General features: G+C 69.5%; 17 protein-coding genes, 1 pseudogene and 2 riboswitches. Of the genes and pseudogenes, 9 read left to right on the top strand and 9 right to left on the bottom strand.

What is annotated here, in order from left to right:
• Positions 1–10 precede the first annotated feature (10 nt).
• The 3 genes from LCHO_RS07825 to hemP form a co-directional block, all read right to left on the bottom strand.
• Entirely contained in the window at positions 11–706 is a 696-nt protein-coding gene (locus LCHO_RS07825) for a Fe2+-dependent dioxygenase (RefSeq protein WP_012346598.1), read from the bottom strand.
• Between the two features lie 32 nt (positions 707–738).
• Positions 739–3042, bottom strand: coding sequence for a TonB-dependent receptor (locus LCHO_RS07820; RefSeq protein WP_012346597.1), 2304 nt, complete (start codon positions 3040–3042; stop codon positions 739–741).
• 95 nt (positions 3043–3137) lie between these two features.
• On the bottom strand, positions 3138–3272 hold the full coding sequence (gene hemP / locus LCHO_RS07815) for a hemin uptake protein HemP (RefSeq protein ID WP_223210519.1): 135 nt from the start codon (positions 3270–3272) through the stop codon (positions 3138–3140).
• 141 nt (positions 3273–3413) lie between these two features.
• On the opposite strand from hemP, the gene tgt reads away from it, so the two are divergent.
• The 3 genes from tgt to LCHO_RS07800 are packed head-to-tail and all read left to right on the top strand — an operon-like array spanning position 3414 to position 5274.
• On the top strand, positions 3414–4586 hold the full coding sequence (gene tgt, locus LCHO_RS07810) for a tRNA guanosine(34) transglycosylase Tgt (RefSeq protein ID WP_012346595.1): 1173 nt from the start codon (positions 3414–3416) through the stop codon (positions 4584–4586).
• A gap of 55 nt (positions 4587–4641) precedes the next feature.
• Positions 4642–4869 (top strand): type II toxin-antitoxin system Phd/YefM family antitoxin, encoded by a 228-nt coding sequence (locus LCHO_RS07805; protein WP_012346594.1) that lies wholly within the window; start codon positions 4642–4644, stop codon positions 4867–4869.
• Between the two features lie 18 nt (positions 4870–4887).
• Positions 4888–5274 carry a type II toxin-antitoxin system VapC family toxin gene (locus LCHO_RS07800; protein WP_012346593.1) on the top strand — a complete coding sequence of 129 codons (387 nt, stop codon included), beginning with the start codon at positions 4888–4890 and terminating at the stop codon, positions 5272–5274.
• Positions 5275–5286: 12 nt separating this feature from the next.
• On the opposite strand, the gene LCHO_RS07795 is transcribed toward LCHO_RS07800, so the two are convergent.
• Both LCHO_RS07795 and LCHO_RS07790 read right to left on the bottom strand, forming a co-directional pair.
• The gene (locus LCHO_RS07795; protein WP_012346592.1) at positions 5287–8754 is read right to left on the bottom strand and encodes an ATP-binding protein; all 3468 of its coding nucleotides are present in this window, start codon (positions 8752–8754) and stop codon (positions 5287–5289) included.
• A 3-nt stretch (positions 8755–8757) separates the two neighbouring features.
• Positions 8758–10017, bottom strand: coding sequence for a metallophosphoesterase family protein (locus tag LCHO_RS07790; RefSeq protein ID WP_043704989.1), 1260 nt, complete (start codon positions 10015–10017; stop codon positions 8758–8760).
• Positions 10018–10199: 182 nt separating this feature from the next.
• Here LCHO_RS07790 and LCHO_RS07785 point away from each other — a divergent pair, with 182 nt between their 5' ends.
• From LCHO_RS07785 to gcvP, 4 genes are all read left to right on the top strand, one after another.
• Complete coding sequence (locus LCHO_RS07785) at positions 10200–11213, top strand: recombination-associated protein RdgC (protein ID WP_012346590.1); 1014 nt, start codon at positions 10200–10202, stop codon at positions 11211–11213.
• A 34-nt stretch (positions 11214–11247) separates the two neighbouring features.
• Positions 11248–11362, top strand: a riboswitch (glycine riboswitch).
• 10 nt (positions 11363–11372) lie between these two features.
• Positions 11373–11494, top strand: a riboswitch (glycine riboswitch).
• A gap of 58 nt (positions 11495–11552) precedes the next feature.
• Positions 11553–12677 carry a glycine cleavage system aminomethyltransferase GcvT gene (gene gcvT, locus LCHO_RS07780; RefSeq protein WP_012346589.1) on the top strand — a complete coding sequence of 375 codons (1125 nt, stop codon included), beginning with the start codon at positions 11553–11555 and terminating at the stop codon, positions 12675–12677.
• A gap of 101 nt (positions 12678–12778) precedes the next feature.
• Entirely contained in the window at positions 12779–13153 is a 375-nt protein-coding gene (gene gcvH / locus LCHO_RS07775; RefSeq protein ID WP_012346588.1) for a glycine cleavage system protein GcvH, read from the top strand.
• An 88-nt stretch (positions 13154–13241) separates the two neighbouring features.
• Positions 13242–16160, top strand: coding sequence for an aminomethyl-transferring glycine dehydrogenase (gene gcvP, locus LCHO_RS07770; protein ID WP_012346587.1), 2919 nt, complete (start codon positions 13242–13244; stop codon positions 16158–16160).
• A 37-nt stretch (positions 16161–16197) separates the two neighbouring features.
• On the opposite strand, the gene LCHO_RS07765 is transcribed toward gcvP, so the two are convergent.
• From LCHO_RS07765 to LCHO_RS23910, 3 genes and pseudogenes are all read right to left on the bottom strand, one after another.
• Positions 16198–17211 carry an XdhC family protein gene (locus tag LCHO_RS07765; RefSeq protein WP_012346586.1) on the bottom strand — a complete coding sequence of 338 codons (1014 nt, stop codon included), beginning with the start codon at positions 17209–17211 and terminating at the stop codon, positions 16198–16200.
• A 112-nt stretch (positions 17212–17323) separates the two neighbouring features.
• Positions 17324–18349, bottom strand: coding sequence for an IS30 family transposase (locus tag LCHO_RS23915; protein ID WP_043703846.1), 1026 nt, complete (start codon positions 18347–18349; stop codon positions 17324–17326).
• Between the two features lie 91 nt (positions 18350–18440).
• Positions 18441–19196, bottom strand: a pseudogene (locus LCHO_RS23910) (enhanced serine sensitivity protein SseB C-terminal domain-containing protein); the annotation flags it as partial.
• Between the two features lie 377 nt (positions 19197–19573).
• Between LCHO_RS23910 and LCHO_RS07755 the strand changes: the two are divergent.
• The gene (locus LCHO_RS07755) at positions 19574–20668 is read left to right on the top strand and encodes a threonine aldolase family protein (protein ID WP_012346585.1); all 1095 of its coding nucleotides are present in this window, start codon (positions 19574–19576) and stop codon (positions 20666–20668) included.
• Positions 20669–20747: 79 nt separating this feature from the next.
• Positions 20748–21473, top strand: a complete 726-nt coding sequence (gene ypfH / locus LCHO_RS07750) for an esterase (protein ID WP_012346584.1) — start codon at positions 20748–20750, stop codon at positions 21471–21473.
• A gap of 32 nt (positions 21474–21505) precedes the next feature.
• On the opposite strand, the gene LCHO_RS07745 is transcribed toward ypfH, so the two are convergent.
• A complete protein-coding gene (locus LCHO_RS07745) occupies positions 21506–22822 on the bottom strand; it encodes an NAD(P)-binding domain-containing protein (RefSeq protein ID WP_012346583.1) in 1317 nt (438 codons plus the stop codon).
• Positions 22823–22825: the final 3 nt, after the last annotated feature.

Here is a 22825-nt window from a genome sequence, read left to right as displayed (position 1 = left end):
CCGCGGCGCCTCAGGTGTCGGCCCACAGGCGCAGCAGGTTGTGATACGTGCCGGTCAGGCCGATCACGCCGGCATCGGTTTCGCCGACCGTGCGGCGCAGGTGCATCAGGTGCTGGTCCATCTCGTGGAGCAGGCGGCGCTGCTCGTCGCTGCGCACCATGCTCTCGATCCAGAAGAAGCAGCCGACCCGCGCGCCGCGTGTCACCGGCTCGACCCGGTGCACGCTGGTGCCGGGGTAGAGCACCAGGTCACCGGCAGCGAGCTTGACGCGCTGGCTGCCGTAGGTGTCCTCGATCACCAGCTCGCCGCCGTCGTAGGTTTCGGGCTCGGCCAGGAACAGCGTGCAGCTGACGTCGGTCCGCACGCGCTGGCCGGTGTGCGGCCCGCTGGTGATGAAACGCACGGCGTTGTCGACATGGTTGCCGAACGCGTTGGCCGTGCCGCCGTAGCGGTTGAACAGCGGCGGGAACACCTTCTTGGGCAGCGCCGCCGAGAAGAAGGTCGGGTGCCGGTTCAGCCCCGCCATCACCAGCTGCTGCAACGCCTGCGTCACCGGGTGCGCCTGCGGCAGCTGCTGGTTGTTCTTGACCTGCGCCGACTGCACGCCCGCGGTCACGCCGCCGTCGGCCCAGGGCGCGTCGGACAGCAGCTCGCGGGTCTGCTGCAGCTCGGCAGCACTCAGCACGTCACGGACATGAATCAGCATGGCGGAGGTCTTTCTCGGAACAGGAAAAACGATCAGAACTTCAGCGTGCCCGTCACCGCCAGCACCCGGCCGGCGCCCGGGATGTAGTGACCGCGGTAGAGGCCTTCGCCATAGAGCTTGTTGGTGACGTTGCTCAGGTTGGCCTTGACGATGAAACGCTGCGGATCGAAGGCGTACTCGGCCATCAGGTCACCCGTCACGTAACCCGGCGAAGTGACCGCGTTGGCGGCCTGCTGGTCGGCCGGCGTGCTCTCGCTGCGGAAGTTCAGGCCGCCACCGACACGCCATTTCGGGCTCAGCTGGAAGGTGTTCCAGACCGTGCCGCTGTGGCGCGGCGTCAGGCCCGGGCGATCGCCCTGGCGGTTGCCGAAGGTGGCGGCAGTCGGCGCGGCGACGTCGACGCGGGCATCCGGGATCCACATGTACGACACGTAGACCTCCCACTGGCGCGTCAGCATGCCGGTGAAGTCGATGTCGACGCCGCTGGCGTGACGCTTGCCCGAGAGCAGCAAGGCGGTCGCCGCGGTGTCCGGGTCGGTGTTGCGCTCGTTCTTCTTGACCGAATGGAACAGCGCCACGCGGGTCGAGAACAGCCGGTCGTCGCTGTCGAGCTTGGCGCCGAGCTCGATGTTGACGCTCTGCTCGGGGTCGGTGTTGGCGCTCTGCGCGTTGTACGAATACGAGTCGCCCGAGGTGTTGAACGAGCTGCCCCAGGAGGCGTGGTACGACTGCGTCGGGCTCGGCTGCCACAGCGCGCCCAGGCGCTGGCTGAACTCGCCGATCTGTTGGCGGTAGGGCGTGACCACGCCGGTGGTGGCGATCTGCTCGAACTGGCCGTCCATCCGGTCGTAGCGCAGGCCGCCGAGCAGCTTCCAGCCCGGCGCCACCGTCAGCAGATCCTGTGCGTAGACGCCCCAGGCCTGGTTGACGAAACCGCTGGCCTTGCTCAGCACGCGCTGGCCTTCGTCGATCGACGCGCCGTCGTCGGGCGTGCCGATGGTGGTGGTCGGCTTGGCCAGGTTCACGCCGGTGGGCGTGGTGGCGCGGTAGACGATCTTCTCCTCGCGCGCCCAGTCGGCGCCGGCCTGCACCTCGTGCCGCAGGCCCAGCGCATCGAAGCGCGCGCTGAGGTCCGACTGCGCGTGCAGGGTGTCGAGGTCCTGGATCTTCAGCTGCGCACCGCGCGTCAGGATCGTGGCGTCGCTCAGGGTGTCGAGCGCCACCTGCGTCGTCGGGCACTGCGGGTTGGTGACCACGCCGGTGGTGGCGTTGGTCGTCTGCGTGCACAGGCGCACCGTGCTGGCGCGCTGGTCCCGCTTGAAGGCACCGCGCCGCACTGTGGTCTTGAGCGAGGCATCGGCGTCGAAGCGGTGGGTGTGGGCCAGCGTGGCGGTGCTGGCGCTGCCGTGGCTCTGGTCGCTCGCCATGCCGTAGTAGGCGCTCGGATCCAGCGTGGTGATCATGCCGGCCGAGCTGGCCGGCGCGCTGGCGGTCGGGCGGATCCACGGCAGGCCGTAGTTGATGCCGTTCTGATTGTTCAGGTGGAACAGGCCGAGCGAGAACTCGTCGCTGGTGCCGATGCCCCAGCGGTAGGTGCCGGCGATGCCCTGCTTGTCGATGGCGCTGCCGGCGCCGTTGTTGTCGGCCTGGGTGGCCATCGCGTTGATGCGCAGCGCCGCGTCGTCGCCGGTCTTGATATTGAAGTCGCCCGTCAGGCGCCGGTGCCGGTGGCTGCCGAGCGTGAGGTTGACCTCGTGGCCGTCCATCAGGAAGGGCTGCTTGCTGACCTGGTTGGCCGCGCCGCCGGTCGAGCCGCGGCCGAACAGCATCGAGGCCGAACCGCGCAGCAGCTCGAGCCGGTCCCAGTTGAACGAGTCGCGGTCGTAGAAGGCCGGATCGCGCATGCCGTCGATGAAGATGTCGCCGGTGGCCTGCAGCGAGAAGCCGCGCAGGCGGATGTCCTCTTCGCCGCCCTCGGCGGCCAGGAAGGTGATGCCGGCGGTGTTCTTGAGGGTGTCCTTGAAGGTGTCGAGGTTGCGGTCGTCGATCAGCCGCTCGGTCACCACCGTGACCGACTGCGGGATGTCGCGCAGCGCCTGCTCGCCGCGGCCGATGCGGGTGCGCACGGCCTGCACGCTGTCCTTGCCCTGCTCGGGCAGGGCCGGCGCAGTGACGGTGATCTTGGGCAGCGCCACCGCCTCGGCGGCGGCTTCGGTCTGCGCCGCGGCCCAGCCGGGCAGGCCCAGGCCACAGGCCAGCGCGCCCAGCGGCAGCAGGCCGCCGACCCAGGTCGAAGGAGAGGAAACGGACGAATCAGGACGCGGGTTTGCCGCCATGGGGAACTCCACAAGTACAGGTTCTGGACTGCTTGCGGGGCCACCCGTGAAGGGCGACGCGTTACCTGGCGCTGGGCTGGGCCGCGAACGAAAACTTATTTGGTCAGGATCAACCGCCCTTGCGCGGTCAGGCGCAGGCGGTAGCAGGCGCCCTGGTGGTCGATCAGCAGCTCCTGCGCACCGCGCAGAAGGTCTTCGCTGCGCACCCGCGGCGCGGCGCCATCGGACATGACGGGCACCATCACGGGTGGGAGATCGACGCCAGGAACTTCAGGCGCAACGGGCAAGGGCTTCGACATGTCACAAATCATAATGCGATCAATTCGCATTTGCAACGAAGTCGTTCAAATACAACTGAGACAATCCGCGCCATGCTGAATTTCGACCTCCTCACCACCGAGGGCCACGCCCGCCGCGGCCGCCTCACGCTCAACCACGGCGTCGTCGAGACGCCGATCTTCATGCCCGTGGGCACCTACGGCACCGTCAAGGGCGTGATGCCGCGCGACCTGGAGACCATGGGCGCGCAGATCATCCTGGGCAACACCTTCCACCTCTGGATGCGCCCGGGGCAGGACGTGATGGCGCAGTTCGGCGGCCTGCACCGCTTCGAGAACTGGACCCGGCCGATCCTGACCGACAGCGGCGGCTTCCAGGTCTGGAGCCTGGGCGAGATGCGCAAGATCAGCGAGGAAGGCGTCAGGTTCGCCTCGCCGGTCAACGGCGACAAGCTGTTCCTGACGCCCGAGGTCAGCATGCAGATCCAGACCGTGCTCAACAGCGACATCGTCATGCAGTTCGACGAATGCACGCCGTACTGGCAAGGCGCCAAGAACGTCGGCCACATCACGACCGAAAAGGAAGCGCGCGTCTCGATGGAGCTGAGCCTGCGCTGGGCCGCTCGCTCCAAGGCCGAGTTCGCGCGGCTGGGCAATCCGAACGCGCTGTTCGGCATCGTGCAGGGCGGCATGTTCGAGAGCCTGCGCGAGGAGTCGCTCAACGCGCTGGTCGAGCTCGACTTCCCCGGCTACGCGGTCGGCGGCGTCAGCGTCGGCGAGCCCAAGGACGAGATGCTGCGCATCATGAATCACACGCCCCACTTGCTACCCGCCGACAAGCCGCGTTACCTGATGGGCGTGGGCACGCCCGAGGACCTGGTCGACGGCGTGGCCTGCGGCGTCGACATGTTCGACTGCGTGATGCCCACCCGCAACGCCCGCAACGGCCACCTGTTCACCCGCTACGGCGACCTGAAGATCCGCAACGCCCGCCACAAGGCCGACGAGCGCCCGCTCGACGAGACCTGCAGCTGCCAGGCCTGCAAGGGCAGCACGCTGCCGGATGGCCGTGTCACCGGTGGCTTCAGCCGCGCCTACCTGCACCACCTGGATCGCTGCGGCGAGATGCTCGGGCCCATGCTGGCCAGCATCCACAACCTGCACTACTACCTGAACCTGATGCGCGAGGTGCGCGAGGCGCTCGACGCGGGGCGCTTCGAGGCGTTTCGGGCGCAGTTCAAGGCGGATCGGGCGCGCGGCGTTTGACGGGCTCTTGTTGGTCACTCAAAATGACCCATCGCCCACACCCCGGGATCGAACCGTGAGCCAGTACAACATCGCCCAAGCCAAGGCGCAGTTCTCCGAACTGGTGCAGCGCGCGCTGGCCGGTGAAGAGGTGGTCATCGCGCGCGACAACCGGCCGCTGCTGCGCCTGATGCCGCTGGCCACAACCGGCAAGCCACGTGCACCCGGCTCGGCCAAGACGCTGGTGAAGTCCATCGCCGCCGATTTCGACGCGCCGCTGGACGATCTGGCCGAATACCGCTGATCGTCCGGGCTGCGACCGATGCGCCTGCTGCTCGACACCCACGTCTTCCTTTGGTGGGTGGCCGATCACCCCTCTCTGTCGCCGCTCGCCCGCAGTGCGATCGCCGATGCCGGCAACGAATGCCTGGTCAGCGTGGTGAGCTGCTGGGAACTGGCCATCAAGACCAGCCTGGGCAAGCTCGAACTCGGCCAGAGCCTGGAGCGGTTCGTGCCCGAACAACTGGCGGCCAACCAGTTCCAGCTGCTGCCGATGGACCTGCGCCACACCCTGCGGGTGGCCGCCCTGCCCTGGCACCACCGCGACCCGTTCGACCGCCTGCTGGTGGCGCAGTGCCAGGCCGAAGGCCTGACGCTGGTCAGCGCCGATGGCGCCATGGCCGCCTACGGCCTGCCGGTGCTGTGGTGAAACAGGCCCGCCTCAACCCAGCTCCACCACATTGACCGTCCCGCCGAACACCTCGCGGATCATCGGCAGCAGGTGGTCGTGGTGGGTCAGGAACAGCACCTGGGTCTGACGCGAGAGTTGGCCCAGCGCCTCCAGGCCGGCGCGGGAGCGGCGGTCGTCGTAGTTGATGAACAGGTCGTCGGCGATGAAGGGCAGCACGTGGGCCTGGCCCAGGTGCATCTCGAGCGCGGCCAGGCGCAGCGCCAGGTAGAGCTGGTCGCGGGTGCCCTCGCTCATGCCGTCGATGTCGACCATCGCGCCGTCCGGGCGGCGGCCCTGCAGCTTGAGCGGTTCGCGCTCGAAATCCACCGACAACCGCTCGAACGAGCCCAGCGTCAGCCGCGCGAACAGGCCGCTGGCGGCCGACAGCATCGGGCCCTGCTTGGCGTCGCGGTAGCGCTCGATCGACCACTTCAGCAGCCGCGCCGCGGTGTGCACCTTGATGTAGCGCTCGACCGCATCGGCCATCTGCGCCAGCGCCTCCTGACGCTGCGCCTCGGCCTGCGCCGCTGCGGCGGTACCGCCGATGGCACCGAGCGCGGTCGCCGCTGCCAGCCGTGTCGCGGCCAGCTCGGTCAGCCGGTTGACGAGGGCCTCGTCCTGCGCCTTGAGGTCGGCCAGCTCGGCGATCAGCGTATCGACCTCGGCGCCGGCGGCCTCGGCGCTCAGTTGCGCCAGCGTCAGGCCGTCGGCGCCTGACTCGGCGGCCTTCTGCGCGGTGGCGATCTCGATCGACAGCGCGCGCCGCCGGTCGCTCTTGTCGATCGCATCGGCGAGTTCGGCGTTCGTCGCGCAGCCGGCCCGCGCCAGCAGTGGCGTCAGCGTCGCCTGGGCCTGGTTGCGGCGAGCGGTCGACTCACTCAGCTTGCGCTGCGCCGCCTCGATCGCCGATTTCTGCCGGCTCGCCTCCTGATGCGCCTCGTTGGCCGCGTCCAGCCGGGCACGCAGCGCCAGCGCGATGTCGGCCGCCGCAGCCGCCGCCAGGTCGGGCGCCACGCGCTCGGCCAGCGCGCGCGCGGCCTGGGCGTGCAGGTCGAGATCGGCGTGCATCTTGTCGATGCGTTCGGTGCGGATGCGCTGCATCGCGGCCAGCGCGGTGTCGATCTGCTCGGCGGTGTCGAGCGCGGCATCGGCCACCTGCGGGTCGGCGTGGCGGGCCAGGCCGGTCTGCGTGATGGTCTCGGTCCAGGCCTGCTGCCACTGGTCGAGCGCCGTGGCGGCCTGCACGGCGTCGTCGGTCAGGCCGGCGATCTTGGCCTCGGCGTCGGTCATCTGCTGCGACAAGGTGCGGCGCTGGCCGCGCATCTCGTCGGCCGCTTTCAGGTGCGTTTCGGCCTGGATCATCAGCACGGCCAGCCGCGCGCCATCGACCGGCTGACCGAGCGCGGCGAGTTCCTGCGCCAGCGCCTGCGTGGCCGCCGTGCACGCGGCCTGATGCGTGTGCAGCGCGGTTCGGGCGTCTTCGAGCCGATCCCAGGCGGCGAGCGTCGCGCTGCGCGCTTCGAGCCAGGGGCCCGCGGCGTCGAACGGCAGGGGTGGCTGTGACGGCAGGCCGCAGGCGGCGGTCAGGTCCGACCAGCGCCGCGCCCTCGCCTCGCGGGCGGCGGCCAGCGCGTCGGCCTCAGCCTGCACCGACGCCCGCTCCTGCGCCAGCCGCTCGACCTGCGCCTGCTTGCCGATCAGGGCCTCGGCCTGCTGCACGGTGTCGTGGCGGCGGTCGGCCAGCGCATCGGCCGATTCGACCAGGCGCTCGAACCCCTCGGCCCGCTGTGCCAGCTCCTGCGGCCGGATCTTGATCTCCGACCACGCGCTCAGGCGCTGCAGCCGCGCCGACACCACCTCGTCACGCGTGACGGGCTCGTGCGCCTGGCGGTAGTGCGTGACCTCCAGCTGCGCCGCGTCGAGCTGGCGCGTCAGCGCCTGAATGCGCGTGGCGACGGCGCGGGCCTGCGCGTCATCGGCGAGCTGCTCCTGGGCCAGCGCGCGGACCGTGTCGGCGGCCGGCACGGCCATCGCGCGCAGCGGGCCGATCTCGACCCGCCAGGCGCCGAGCGCGGCGCCTGCATCGGCCAGGGCCTGCTCGCACTTGCGCACGGCCAGCTCGCGCTCGCGTTCGACAGCCGTGAAATCCCCCAGCTTCTGCGCCTGCCCGAGCGCGGCCTGCAGGCCGGGCGCCGCTTCGGCCGAGGCCAGTCCGGCGAGCACCGCCCGCGCCTGCGCCAGCTCGGCGCGCTTGAGCTTCTCGGCCCGCACGGCCATGTCGCAGCTCTGGCGCAGGCCGGCATGGGCGCGGATCAGCCGCCGCAGGCTCGCCCGCACCGACGCCACCGGGATGGCCGCGCGCAAGGCCTCGGCGCCGGCCGCGTCCCAGCCCAGCCCGGCGGCCAGGTCGGCGGCGATGCGCCATTGCGCGTCCATCTCGGCCTCGCGGCGGGCGATGTCGCCGGGGTAGGCGCGGTATTGCAGGCGCTGGTCGTCAAGCTCGGTGATCTCGGTGGCCAGCTCGCGGATGCGGTGGTCGACCTGCACCGCGTCGAGCGCCACCTGGGCCTCGGTCAGCACGCCGGTCTGGTGGTCGATCTCGGCTTGGGCGACGTGCATGACACGCTCGGCGTCCTGCAGCGTGCGGGCCGCGTTGTCGGGCAACTCGACGCCCGGGCCGAGCTCGGCCAGCCGCGCACGGGCGTCGGCCAGCGCGTTCAGGTGCGGCGTGACGCGGCGCATGCGTTCGATCTGGTTGCGGCGCGAGCGGACCTCGGCGTGCTGGCGGCGCGTGTCTTCATGTGCGACATCGAGCGCCGTCACCTTGGCCTGCGCCTCGGCCCAGTCCTTGGTACGCACGGTGGCGGACTTCAGCGCGGCGGTGGCGCGGTCGAGCGCGTCGGCGGCGATGTAGTAGGCCCGGTCGTTCGACCGGCGCTTGGCCCACAGCTTGTCGGCCTCGGCTTCGAGCGCAGCGCGCACCGCGCCCAAGCTGCCGATGCCGGCCGCCGACTGGAACAGGATCTGGCCCAGGTCGTTGGACGCCGACAGGATGTCGTGCCCACCCTTGATCAGCCGGCCGTGGTCGAGCCCGAACATCTGCGCGAAGAAATCGCGGTCGGTGCTGCCGAGAAACGGCGCCAGCACGTTGTCGGGCAGCACCGCATCGGCGGGGCTGCGCAGCGTCTGCTTGTTGCCCTTGGTGCGGTGAAAGGCGAGCGTGCGGGCGTCGTGTTCGATGCGCGCACCCAGCCGCATGTCGGACATCGCGTGCGCAAACGCATGCGTGGTGCGCATCGGGATGCCGTACAGCAGGTCGAGCACGGCGGTGCGCACGGTCGACTTGCCGGCCTCGTTGGGGCCGACGATGACGTGGAAATCGCGCTCGGCACGCGGCAACGCGATCGAGCGGTCGGTGAACTTGCCGTAGCGGACGAGGTCGAGCTGGTCGATGCGCATGGTTCAGGCGGCCCGGGCGACGTGGGCGATCAGCGACGGCGTGGTGTCGCGCACCAGCGCTTCGAGCCGGCCCTCGCGGATCTCGCGCAGTTGCGGCACGGCGTTGATGACTTCGAGCGGCAGCTTGCCGATCAGCTGCAGCAGGTCGTCCTGCAGGCTCTTCAGGAACTCGGGGTCGGCATCGGCCTGCGCCAGGTGCGCCTGCAGATCGGCCACTGCATCCGAGCGCTGCGCCACCTGCGCGGCCGGGTCGTGCGGCGTGGTCTCGACCTTGATCTTCTCGATCCACAGCCGCCCGGTGCTGACGCTGGCCGCCTGCGCCACGATCTCGGCGCGCAGCTGGGCTTCGAGGCCGAACAGCTGGCCGTGCGCGGGCGTCGCGCCGGTCAGGCGCACGCGCACGATCAGCGGCAGGTCGCCCTCGGTTTCTTCGATCAGCGCGGCGAGCCGGCGGCCGGCCATGCGCACCGCTTCTTCGAGGTCGAGCGCCTGCGCCACGTCGACCTCCAGCGCGTGCCAGCGCAGCACGTCGACATGCAGGCGCTCGACCGACACGATCTCGGCGCCGTCGGTGGCGACCATCAGCGCGCCGCGCGGGCCGGTCTCGCGGATGTGGCGGCCCTGCAGGTTGCCGGGGAAGGCGATGGTCGAGGCGCCTTCTTGCCACACCCGGTGCTCGTGCACGTGGCCGAGCGCCCAGTACTGGTAGCCGCGGGCCGCCAGTTCGGCGATCGAGCAGGGCGCGTAGTTGGCGTGCGCGCTGTTGCCTTCGAGCGCGGTGTGCAGCACGCCGATGTTGAGCCAACCGGGCACCGGGTCGGGATAGGTCAGCGCCAGGTTCTCGGTGGTCGCCGCCTCCTTGAAGCTGCGTCCGTGCAGCGCCACGCGCAGCTCCGGCAGGCGGAAGGTCGCAGCCTTGCCGACCGGAAACCTGTGCACGTTGTCGGGCAGCGCCAGGCGCTTGGTCATCTCGCTCTCGGCGTCGTGGTTGCCCAGCAGCAGGTAGACCGGGATGCCGGCCGCCTTGAGCCGGCCCATCTGGGCGACGAAGAAGATGCCGGTGTTGAAGTCCTTCCAGCCGCCGTCGTAGAGGTCGCCGGCGATGACCATGAAGTCGACCTGCTCGGCGATGGCCTCGCCGACGAGGTTGTCGAAGGCATCGCGGGTGGCCGTGCGCAGGGTCTCGACCGGCGCGTCCTGGTAGGCCGCCAGGCCGACCAGCGGGCTGTCCAGATGGATGTCGGCTGCATGGATGAATCGCACGGTGTCTCCCCCCAACTTGTTCGAGCTGCGCATTGTTGTGCAAGACGGCCACCGACCCGGCGCGCCCGGCCGGCCCCCGACCTGACCGCAACCTGCCCGCTACCATCGCCCCCCGCCCAGCCCGGCCCGGGCCGCCACGCCCACGAAGCCCGGCGGCCACGGGCCATCGATCAAGGAAACACGTGTTCAAGAATCTGTTGATCCACCGCCTGGCCGCCCTGCCGGCGGCCGATGCCGTGCAGGCCGAAGAGGCGCTGGTCGCCCAGTGTTTCGTGCCCTGCGGCGCCAGCCAGCCGGTCTCGCTGGGCTGGGTGCCCCCGCGTGGCGAGGCCCACGGGCCGCTGCTGGAGATCATCGGCGGCCACTGGCTGATGCGGCTGATGATCGAGCAGAAGATGCTGCCCGGCGCGGTGGTCAAGCGCCGCTGCGACGAGATGGCGCAGCGCATCGAGGCCGATACCGGCCGCAAGCCCGGCAAGAAGCAGCGCAAGGAGCTCAAGGACCAGGCCATGCTGGAACTGCTGCCGCAGGCCTTCACCAGGCAGATGTCGCTGCCGGTCTGGATCGCGCCCGAGCAGCGCCTGGTGATGGTCGACACCGCCAGCGCCGGCAAGGCCGACGAGGTCATCAGCCTGCTGACCAAGGGCCTGCCCGGCCTGGCGGTCGAGCCGCTGCACACCGCGCTGTCGCCGGCCGCGGCAATGGCCGACTGGCTGCTCAGCGGCGAGCCGCCGGCCGAGTTCAGCGTCGACCGCGAGTGCGAGCTGAAGTCGGCCGACGAGATGAAATCGGTGGTGCGCTACGCCCGCCACCCGCTCGACACCGACGAGGTGCGCGCCCACATCCAGCTCGGCAAGCGCCCGACGCGCCTGGCGCTGACGTGGAAGGGCCGGGTCTCGTTCGTGCTGACGGACGCGATGCAGGTCAAGAAGCTCGAGTTCCTGGACGGCGTCTACGAAGGCCAGCCGCAGGCCAGCCGCGACGAGGCCTTCGACGCCGATGCGGCCATCGCCACCGGCGAGCTGGTGCGGCTGATCCCGGACCTGATCGAGGCGCTGGGCGGCGAGCAGCAGCCGGGGCAGATGGCCGATGACGGTGTGCCGGCCTTGGCCACGGCGCCGAAGACCGTGGCGCCGCCCGCTGCGTTCACGTCGGCGACCGACGCCGGCCCGGTGGGCGACGATCCGCCGTGGTGATCGGCCGGCCGCGCAGCCGGCGGCTGGGCTACACTTTATTTTGCTAGGAGAGAGCCGCACCCGTGACACGGGCCGTCGGCCGCCGAAGGCGCAGAAGCGGTGTGAGCGCACCGCCTCGAACGCTCAGGCAAAAGGACTGGCAAACGTTCCTGAAAGGAACGTCACCTCACTGGAGAGAGGCTGCCGCTGCGGTATCGCGGCAGTCCACCGAAGGGGCAAGCGGAAGGGCGACACAGCCGCCTACCGTCAATCTCTCAGGTAAAGCGGACAGCGAGGGCAACACCACCGGCAACGGTGGACAACGGATGGCGCCCCCGTCCCTGCCCTCGGAGAAATCTCATGTCCGCTGACACCGCCCTGCTGCAAACCCCGCTGCACGAACTGCACCTCGAACTCGGCGCACGCATGGTGCCGTTCGCCGGCTACGCCATGCCGGTCAACTACCCCGGCGGCATCCTGGCCGAACACCGCCAGTGCCGCAGCGGCGCGGCGCTGTTCGACGTCTCGCACATGGGCCAGGTGCGGCTGATCGGCAGCGATGCCGACCGTGCGCTCGAGAGCCTGGTGCCGGTCGACGTGGTCGATCTGGCGATCGGCAAGCAGCGTTACGCCTTCTTCACCAACGAGGCCGGCGGCCTGCTCGACGACCTGATGATCACGCGCCGCGAGGACGACCTGTTCCTGGTCGTCAACGCCGGCTGCAAGGCGGCCGACATCCGCCACCTGATCACCCACATCGGCCACCGCTGCCAGATCGTGCCGATGCCCGACCACGCCCTGCTGGCGCTGCAAGGCCCGCAGGCCGTGACGGCGCTGGCGCGCCTGAACGCCGGCGTGGCGGGCCTGACCTTCATGAGCGGCGGCCACTTCGCGCTGGCCGGCGCCGACTGTTTCGTGACCCGCTCGGGCTACACCGGCGAGGACGGCTTCGAGATCTCGGTGCCCGCCACCCACGCGGTCGCGCTGGCGCGCAGCCTGCTGGCGCAGCCCGAGGTGCAGCCCGCCGGCCTGGGCGCGCGTGACACCCTGCGGCTCGAAGCCGGCCTGTGCCTGTACGGCCACGACATCCACGCCAGCACCACGCCGGTCGAAGCCGGCCTGACCTGGGCGATCCAGAAGGTGCGCCGCCCCGGTGGCGCGCGTGCCGGCGGTTATCCGGGCGCCAAGGTCATCGAGGGCCAGCTGGCGCAGGGCCCGTCGCACAAACGTGTCGGCCTGGTCGGGCTGGAGCGCGCGCCGGTGCGCGAGGGCGCCACGCTGGTCGACAACCACGGCAGCCACAAGCTCGGCACCGTGACCAGCGGCACCACCGGGCCGAGCGTCAACCAGCCGATCGCGATGGCCTACGTGGCCACCAACCACGCCGGGCCGGGCAACCTGATGTACGCCGAAGTGCGTGGCAAGCGCCTGCCGATGAAAGTGGTGCCGCTGCCGTTTGCGCCGCACCGATACTTCCGGGGTTGAGCGCCGCCTTGGCGGGCCGGTGCTCACGACCCGCCTGATCCGAACCCCTTTCCCGACGGCCGCCAGGCCGGGAATCCACTTTGCCTCCAGGAGCCTTTTCCATGCCTTTCCAGTTCACCCCCGACCATGAATGGATCGACGCCGCCAACCCCGCCGCCGCGGTGGTCGGCATCACCGTGCACGCGCAGGACGCGCTCGGCGACGTCGTGTTCGTCGACCTGCCCGCCGTGGGCGCCACCTTCGCCAAGGGCGACGTGGCCGGTGTCGTCGAATCCGTCAAGGCCGCGGCCGACCTCTACGCCCCGGTGAGCGGCGAAGTGGTCGAAGTCAACGAAGCCCTGCGCGACGACCCGGCGCTGGCCAACAGCGACCCGCTGGCCGCCGGCTGGTTCTTCAAGGTCAAGCTCAGCAACCCGGCCGAACTGGCCGACCTGCTCGACGCCACCGCCTACGACGCGCTGCTCAAGACGCTCTGAGCCCTGCCCGCCCCGCCCTCGCGCGGGGCACACCGGCCTGCCCCGCGCGGCTCGCGCCGCCGCTCGCAGCCGGCAACCCACTGCCGCCATGCCCGCCCTGCACCCCCTTGCCGACCTGGAAAACCAGGCCGAATTCCTCGCTCGCCACATCGGCCCCGACCTCGGTGCCGGCTCCGCCGACGAGCGCCACATGCTCGACGCCATCGGCGCGCCCAGCCGCGCCGCACTGATCGACGCCATCGTGCCGCGCAGCATCGCCCGCGCCACGCCGATGAACCTGCCCGCGCCGCTGCCCGAGGCGCAGGCGCTGGCCGAACTGAAGGCGCTCGCCTCGCGCAACCGGGTGCTCAAGAGCTACATCGGCCAGGGCTACCACGGCACCCACACGCCGGGCGTCATCCTGCGCAACATCCTCGAGAACCCCGCCTGGTACACCGCCTACACGCCCTACCAGGCCGAGATCTCGCAAGGCCGGCTCGAGGCGCTGGTGAACTTCCAGACCATGGTCTGCGACCTCACCGGCCTGGCCATCGCCAACGGCTCGATGCTCGACGAAGCCACCGCCGCGGCCGAGGCGATGACGCTGGCCAAGCGCAGCGTCAAGAGCAAAAGCAGCACCTTCATCGTTTCGTGCGACTGTCACCCGCAGACCATCGAGGTGGTCCTGACCCGCGCCGCGCCGCTGGGCATCACCGTGCGGGTGGGCAACGTCCCCGATCTGATGGCCGAGTGCGACTGCTTCGCCGTGCTGGTGCAGTACCCGTCGACCATCGGCATGCTGTGCGGCCTGGACGTTCTGACCACCCTCGCCGACAACGTGCACGCGCGCGGCGCCGCCTTGATCGCCGCCGCCGACCTGCTGGCGCTGACGCTGCTGGCCGAGCCCGGCAGCTGGGGCGCCGACATCGCCATCGGCAACACCCAGCGTTTCGGCATGCCGATGGGCGCCGGCGGCCCGCACGCCGCGTACCTGGCCTGCCGCGACGAGTTCAAGCGCTCGATGCCGGGCCGGCTGGTCGGCGTCAGCGTCGACGCGCACGGCGCACCGGCCTATCGCCTGGCGCTGCAGACCCGCGAGCAGCACATCCGCCGCGAGAAGGCGACCTCCAACATCTGCACCGCGCAGGTGCTGCCGGCCGTGGTGGCCAGCATGTACGCGGTCTACCACGGCCCGACCGGCCTGACCCGCATCGCGCGGCGCGTCGCCTGCTACACCGCGATCCTGGCCGCAGGCCTGCGAGAGCTCGGCTACCGCATACCGAGCGCCTACGCCTTCGACACGCTGGCGGTGGAAGTCGACACGGCCACCGAATCGATCATGACCGAGGCCTGCGCGTCCGGCGCCAACCTGCGCCTGGTCTCGCCCACCTCGGTCGGCATCAGCCTGGACGAAACCACCACCCGCGCCGACCTGGTGGCGATCTGGTCGTGGTTTGCCACCGACGACCAGCCGATACCACGGGTCGAGGCCTTCGAGGCCGGCATCGAGCCGCTGTTTCCCGCCACGCTCTACCGCAAGACCGAGTTCCTGACCCACCCGGTCTTCAACACCCACCACAGCGAGACCGAGATGCTGCGCTACATCCGCAGCCTGTCCGACAAGGACCTGGCGCTCGATCGCAGCATGATCCCGCTGGGTTCGTGCACGATGAAGCTCAACGCCACGGCCGAGATGATCCCGATCACCTGGCCCGAGTTCGCGCAGGTGCACCCGTTCGCACCGGCCAATCAGCTCGCCGGTTACGCGCAGCTCAACAAGCAGCTGTGCGCATGGCTCAGCCAGGCCACCGGCTACGCCGGCATCAGCCTGCAGCCCAACGCCGGCTCGCAAGGTGAATACGCCGGCCTGCTGATCATCCGGGCCTGGCACGCCAGCCGCGGCGACAGCCACCGCACGATCTGCCTGATCCCCGAATCGGCGCACGGCACCAACCCGGCCTCGGCGCAGATGGCGGGCATGCAGGTGGTGGTAACCCGGTGCGACGCCGAGGGCAACATCGACCTGGCCGACCTGCGCGCCAAGTGCGAACAGCACCGCGACAAGCTGGCCGCGATCATGATCACCTACCCGTCGACCTACGGCGTGTTCGACCCGAAGGTGAAAGAGATCTGCGCGCTGGTGCATGAGCACGGCGGGCGCGTCTACGTCGACGGCGCCAACATGAACGCGCTGGTCGGCGTGGCCGCGCCGGGCGAGTTCGGCGGCGATGTCAGCCACCTGAACCTGCACAAGACCTTCTGCATCCCGCACGGTGGCGGCGGGCCGGGTGTCGGGCCGGTGTGCGTGGTCGAGGATCTGGTGCCCTTCCTGCCGGCGCATCGCACCGGCAATGTCGGCGGTGTCATGAGCGTCGGCGCCGTCAGTGCCGCGCCGCTGGGCAACGCCGCGGTGCTGCCGATCAGCTGGATGTACATGCGCATGATGGGCGCCGAAGGTCTGAAGGCCGCGACCGAGACCGCGATCCTGAGCGCCAACTACATCGCCGCGCGGCTGGCCGACCACTACGACATCCACTTCAGCGGTGGCATCGACGGCGTCAAGGGCGGTGGCGTGGCGCACGAGTGCATCCTGGATCTGCGCCCGCTCAAGGAGACCTCCGGCGTCAGCGCCGAAGACGTCGCCAAGCGGCTGATCGACTACGGCTTCCACGCGCCGACGCTGAGCTTCCCGGTCGCCGGCACGCTGATGGTCGAGCCGACCGAGAGCGAGCCGCTGGTCGAGCTCGACCGCTTCTGCGACGCGATGATCGCGATCCGCGAGGAGATCCGCCAGATCGAATCGGGCGCGATGCCGCGCGACGACAACCCGCTCAAGCACGCCCCGCACACCGCCGAGGCGCTGCTCAAGACCGACTGGCCGCACGCCTACAGCCGCGAAACCGCGGCCTACCCGGTGGCCAGTCTGCGGCGCGGCAAGTACTGGTCGCCGGTGGGTCGGGTCGACAACGTGTATGGCGATCGCAACCTGTTCTGCAGCTGCGTGCCCTTGAGCGAGTACGCGCAGTAACGACGAGAAAGGACGAGCAAGCCGGCGGCGCCTGACCTCAGGCGTGGCCGGTGCTCGTCAGGCACACCGTCTGCGACGGCCCCCAGTCGGCCAGCGGCCCCGACAGATCCGCACCGCGATGCAGCGCCGTCATCTCGGCGACGATGCTCATCGCCACCTCGGGCGGCGTCAGGCCACCGAGCTTCAAACCGACCGGGCCGCGCAGCCGCGCGGCTTCGGCCGGGCTGACGTCGAACTGCAGCAGTCGCTCGCGGCGTGCATCGTTGTTGCGCCGCGAGCCGAGTGCGCCGACGTAGAACGCCGGCGTGCGCAGCGCCTCCATCAGCGCCAGGTCGTCGAGCTTGGGGTCGTGCGTGAGGGCCACCACCGCGCTGTGCGCATCCAGCGCCATCGCCAGCACCAGGTCGTCGGGCATGGCGCGCGACAGCGTCACGCCTGCCATCGCCTGCCAGCCCTCGTGGTATTCCTCGCGTGGCTCGCAGACGGTGACGCCGTAGTCGAGCATCACCGCCATGGCCGCCAGGTAACGCGACAGCTGCCCGCCGCCGATGATCAAGAGACGCAGGCGTGGGCCGTGCACGGTGTGCAGTTGCTCGCCGTCGAAACGCAGGCCGGCGCCGGCTTCGGCCTCATCGAGATTGACCAGCCCGGTGGCCAGATCGAGCCGGCGCACCAGCCGGCGACGCGATTCGATGCCGGCCAGCAGCTCGCGCAACTGCGAGCCGGCGCCGAGCGGTTCCAGCACGATCTGCACGCTGCCGCCACACGGCAGGCCGAAGCGGCGCGCCTCTTCGGCGCTGCCGCCGTAGGTGGTGAGCTGGGGCAGGCGCGCGGCCAGTTCGCCGCGGCGCACGCGCTCGATCAGGTCGTCCTCGATGCAGCCGCCCGACAGCGAGCCGGCCACCTGGCCGTCGTCGCGGATGATCATCAACGAGCCCGGCGGGCGCGGCGCCGAGCCCCACGTGCGCACCACCGTGCCGAGCGTGACGCGGTGGCCGCGGTCCTGCCAATCGATGGCGGTGCGAAGCACCTCGACATCCATGCTGTTCATCGGGATGAGCCTCCAGGCTGCTGGACCCCACGCGCTCGCCAGGAAACCGATCAGATCACGCGTGCCCGGCCCCAAAGGTGGGCGGTTTCAAGTCCCAAGTGCAACACCCGGGTCAATGAATAGAAGAATCGGGTTGATCGAGCTTTTTCAACACGGCTGCGAATACCTCCAGGGGCGAATGGAAGTTGTGCGTCGCGCGGGGCCGGTTGTTGAGGCTGTCAGCAATGGCATCAAGCGCATCCTGCGTATGGACCGACAGATCGGTGCCCTTGGGCAGGTACTGGCGCAGCAGCCCGTTGGTGTTCTCGCAGGTGCCGCGCTGCCAGGGGCTGTGCGGATCACAGAAGTAGACCTTCACGCCGGTCGCGGCGGCCAACGCCTGGTGGCGGCTCATCTCCCGGCCCTGGTCGTAGGTCAGACTCTGGCGCATCGGCGCGGTGATCGAATTGAGCTTGGCAGCAAAGCCCGCCAGCGCTGAAGCGGCCGTCGCATCGTCCATCTTGGCCAGCAAGACCAGACGGCTGGTGCGCTCTACGAGCACGCCCACCGAGGACTGATTGCCCGCGCCCTTGATGAGGTCGCCCTCCCAGTGACCGGGCAGGAGTCGATCCTCGACCTCAGGCGGACGCACGTGGATGCTCACCATCTCGGGGATCTGGCCGCGCCGATCCTGGCCCCGCGTGCGTGGCAGGCGTGTACTGTGGCCCTGGCGCAGGCAGGCGATGAGTTGGCGACGCAACTCACCGCGGGGTTGCGCGTAGATGGCCGTGTAGATGGTTTCGTGGGACACGCGACGTTCGGGCTCTTGGGGGAACACGCGCTCGAGCGTAGCGGCGATCTGCTGGGGCGACCACTTCCAGCCCAGCAGGATCTGCACGACGCTCCACATCACACTGCGCGGATCGAGTTTGGCCATCGGTCGACTGGCCTGGCGGCGCGCGGTGCGCATCGATTGCGCGGGCACACTCGCATACCCGCCCGCAGTGCTGACGTTGCGGCGCAGTTCGCGACTGACCGTGCTCGCCGGCCGCCCCAGCGCACGCGCCATGGCGCGAATGCTGCACCCCTGCTGTTTCATGCTCGCCAGCGTCATGCGCTCTTCGGGTTGAAGTTGTCTGTACGTCGATCTGTCTTGCATCTGGGCACCTTACCGGAGGCAAGGTGTTGCACTTCAGATTTGAGGCCGCCGTGTTATTCAATCGCTCACCCCAGCTGCTTTCGTAGAACGGCGTCACGTAGTCGAAGAAGTAATCGTCAAGACCGCCGCCGCCAGGGGCGATCGGATACAGAACGACCCGCTCGTTGCGCGGGGCCGTGTCGCCGGCCACCGCAGCAATCTCACCGAAGAGACGCTCGAACGCACCCTCGACGTGGATGGCAATCGCCAAGTGAGATTTTCTGTCGTTCGTCGAATCATCCGTCAGTTGCGCCAGATAGGCCGTCCTGACCTCACTGCGTTTGGCGAGAAACGAGATGAGGGCATCGACCATGCGTGTCGGATAGTTCTGCGGCTGACCGAAAAGGACACTGGTTTCCTCCTGTTCGATGCGCAGTTTCGGTGGTCGGGGCACGCCATCGGACAATATCGCCTCGATTTCATCCGGCAGAAACTGTTTGCCGTACTCGTTGTTCGGATTCAGCACGAGCGTTGCGCCGCGCGTGGACTCGAAGAGCGTGCGTGCGGGCAGTGCCATGCAACTGACCGGATCCTCTACCGCTTGTTCAACCGCGGCCGGCGACGTGAAGAACGGGATCGCCATGCTGCCGTCGGGCTGCTGCCACTGTTGAATGGAGACGTTCTCGCCGGACCGCACCCTTCGATCGCCATCTTCGGTTTCATCGGCATCCCCGACGACAAGGACCGTGGACTCCAGCAGCAGCCGATAGAAGTCAGGCCTGTTGGCGGCATCTTCTGCAGCCAGGCGCAATGCCTGCTCCAGGGGATTGGGTTCGTCTGCGTCAGGGGTATAGGAGAAATCTTGCATGCATCACCTCAATATGTAAATACATGGACGAGCAGCGTCCCGAATGATTGATCCACCAGAATAACTTGAAAACTCAGTCAATCACATTATCAAGCCTCAACGGGCCTCCCGATCATTAATACGGCAATTGAATACAAGCATTGCAGGCATCTGAAATTGCATGCGCCACGGATTGAATCCTGAAGAACGGGTTCCTTGTCAGAATATCCATTGCCGGCGGCGCCCAGTCAACCGCGCGTCCTCCATTCCGATGATGCACGCCCAGACGGCAACGCGCCGTGACAACTCCGTCACGAACCGCGCCCTCCGCCTCAGCGCGTCGAAGGGCAGCACATCGCGATTGCCGCCGCCCCCCATTCTTTGCGACCATCGCCCCCATGACGCCCACCCCCGACCCCACCCGCCAACACTTCGCCAGCGACAACTACGCCGGCATGTGCCCGAACGCCGCGCGCTGGTTCCAGGAGGCCACGCTCAGCGGCCACGAGCCGGCTTATGGTGACGACGGCTGGACCCAGCGCGTCTCCGACCAGCTGCGCGAGCTGTTCCAGACCGACTGCGACATCTACTTCGTCTTCAACGGCACCGCCGCCAACTCGCTGGCGCTGGCGTCGCTGTGCCAGAGCTATCACTCGGTGATCTGCACCTCGGTGGCGCACATCGAGACCGACGAGTGCGGCGGGCCGGAGTTCTTCTCCAACGGCTCCAAGCTGCTGGTGGCCGAGAGTGACAGCGCCGCCGCCCGGCTCGGCAAGCTGACGCCCGATGCGGTCGAGGCGCTCGTCACCAAGCGCAGCGACGTGCACTACCCCAAGCCCAAGGTGATCAGCCTGACGCAGGCCACCGAGCTGGGCACGGTCTACAGCGTCGAAGAGGTGCGCGCGATCGCGGCGATCGCCAAGCGGCGGCACCTGAAGGTGCACATGGACGGCGCGCGCTTCGCCAACGCGGTGGCCACGCTGGGCTGCCATCCGAGCGACATCACCTGGCGCGCGGGCGTCGACGTGCTGTGTTTCGGCGGCACCAAGAACGGCCTGCCGGTGGGCGAGGCGGTGGTGTTCTTCGACCGCGCGCTGAGCGAAGACTTCGCCTACCGCGTCAAGCAGGCCGGCCAGCTGGCGTCGAAGATGCGGTTCATCTCGGCGCCCTGGCTGGGGCTGCTGGAGAACGACACCTGGCTGCACAACGCCCGCCACGCCAACGCGATGGCGCAGCGGCTGTATGCGGCGCTGCGGCCGGTGGCGGGCATCGAGTTGCTGCACGCGCCGCAGGCCAACGCGGTGTTCGCCAAGCTGCCGCGTGCGGCGATCACGGCCTTGCACGCACGCGGCTGGCGCTTCTACGAGTTCATCGCCGGGGGCGGCTGCCGCTTCATGTGCGCATGGGACACCACGCCCGAATCGGTCGACGCCTTTGCGGCCGACATCGCCGCCGCCTGCGCCGCCGCCGGCGTGACGGGCACGGCGCGCTGAGATGGATCTGCGCAGCGCTTGAACGCTGCGCGCAGCCGGCTGCAATCGTCACGATCGGATCGCACAGTAAAGTTCCGGCATGGACAAGACCTACATCGAACTGCTGCCCGAAGAGGGCGAACCCCAGCAACTGATGCTGCTGCTGCACGGCGTGGGCGCCAATGCGCAGAACCTGCTGCCGCTGGGGCGGGTGCTGCGCGCGCACTTTCCGCAGGCCGTGATCGTGGCACTGCAGGGTTATGACGCGCTCGACGGCACGCCGTCGGGCAACAGTGCGGCGCGGCAATGGTTTTCAGTGCGCGGGGCGGTCGAGGCCGAACGCCCGGCCCGCGTGGCCGCGGTGCTGCCGCGCCTGATCGGCGATGTGCGCGCCCATCAGCAGCGCCTGGGCATCGGCGAGGCGGCGACGGCGCTGATCGGGTTTTCGCAGGGCGCGATCCTGTCGCTCGAGGCGGTGGCGGCCGAGGACGGCCTGGCCGGCCGGGTGCTGTCCTTCAGCGGGCGCTACGCCACGCTGCCGGCACAGGCGCCGCAGCGCACCACGCTGCACCTGTTCCACGGCGCCACCGATGCGGTGATCCCGGCCGTGCACTCGCGCTATGCGATCGAGCACCTGGCCGGGCTCGACGGCAGCGACGCCACGCTCGACATCGCCGACGGCGTCGGCCACGAACTGCACGCCAGCCTGGTCGAGTGCGCCCTGCTGCGGCTGACCAAGCACATCCCGATGCGGCTGTGGAAGGCCGCGCTCGGCGGCGCGTCGGCGGCGGCTTCGCCGCATGTCGAGGGCGGCAGCCTGCAGTGACGACGTGAGGCGCCGCGGTGCCGCGGCGGCGCCTACTGCGTGCCGTGCTTGGTCTCGAACCGGATGCCGATGCGCTGCAGCAGCGGCGTCGGCGGCAGGCCGCCGGCACAGACGATCACGGCCTGATTGGGCAGGCTCAGCCTGTTGTCGCCTTCGACCAGGTGGACCTGATCGGCGTCGATCGACGTGACCTTCGAGTTGAGCAGCACCCGCAGCCGCCCGGCCGCCTGCTGCTGCGCCAGCCGGTCGCGGTTCTTGCCCTTGACGCGCGAAAACGCCGCGCTGCGGTAGCTCAGCGTCACGTCGGTGCCGGGCTGCTCGGAGATCGAGATCGCCGCCTCGAGCGCGCTGTCGCCGCCGCCCACCACCAGCACGGCCTGGCCGCGGTACTGCTCGGCGTCGATCAGCCGGTAGACGACCTTGGCGGATTCCTCGCCCGGCACGTCGAGCTTGCGCGGCGAGCCGCGCCGGCCCATCGCCAGCAGCACGGTGCGGGTGGCGTGGCTGCCGGTGCTGGTCTTGACGACAAAGCCCTCGCCGCCGTCGGCCGGGCTGATGTCGTCCATGCGTTCGGAAAACTGGATCTGCAACTGCGTCTTGGCGACCACGTCCTGCCAGAAGGCCAGCAGCTTTTCCTTCTGCACCTCGCCGAACCTGACCTTGCCGACGATCGCCAGCTCGACCGGCGCGGTCATGGCGATCTTGTTGCGCGGGTAGTGGTAGACGGTGCCGCCGAGCGCGTCTTCCTGCTCGACGATGCGGTAACGCAGGCCGTGCGCCTTGGCCGCCAGGCCGGCGGAGATGCCGGCCGGGCCGCAGCCGACGATCAGCACGTCGAGCGCGTCCGGCGAACCTGAAGCCGCGGGCGCGGCGGCGCAGCGGGCCTTGATGGCGTCCATCGCCTGGCGGCCCTGCTCGGCGGCCTTGCGGATCAGGCCCATGCCGCCCAGTTCGCCGGCGATGTAGAGACCGGGCACGCTGCTCTCGAACTGCGGCGACAGCGGCGGGATCTCCATGCCGCGCTTTTCGGTGCCGAACACCAGCGAGATGGCGTCGAACGGACACGCCGCCTGGCAGGCGCCGTGACCGATGCAGGCCGACGCGTTGACCAGCACCGCCTTGCCGCCGACCATGCCCAGCGCGTCTTCCGGACAGGCCTTGGTGCACGAGCCCGAGCCGATGCAGCGCGCCGGGTCGATCACCGGATGCAGCGAGGGCGGCTCGTTCAGGCCGGCCGCTTCAGCCTCCTGGAAGGCCTGCGCATGCGCGCTGGCCTTGCGGCGCTGCTGCCAGATGTACCAGGCCAGCGGCAGCACCAGCACCGCGAGGTAGAGCGCGACGTAATCCATCGG

Origin of the sequence: Leptothrix cholodnii SP-6, assembly GCF_000019785.1 — a bacterium.
Classification (GTDB): domain Bacteria; phylum Pseudomonadota; class Gammaproteobacteria; order Burkholderiales; family Burkholderiaceae_C; genus Sphaerotilus; species Sphaerotilus cholodnii.
This window is presented reverse-complemented; position numbering and strand designations above follow the sequence as displayed.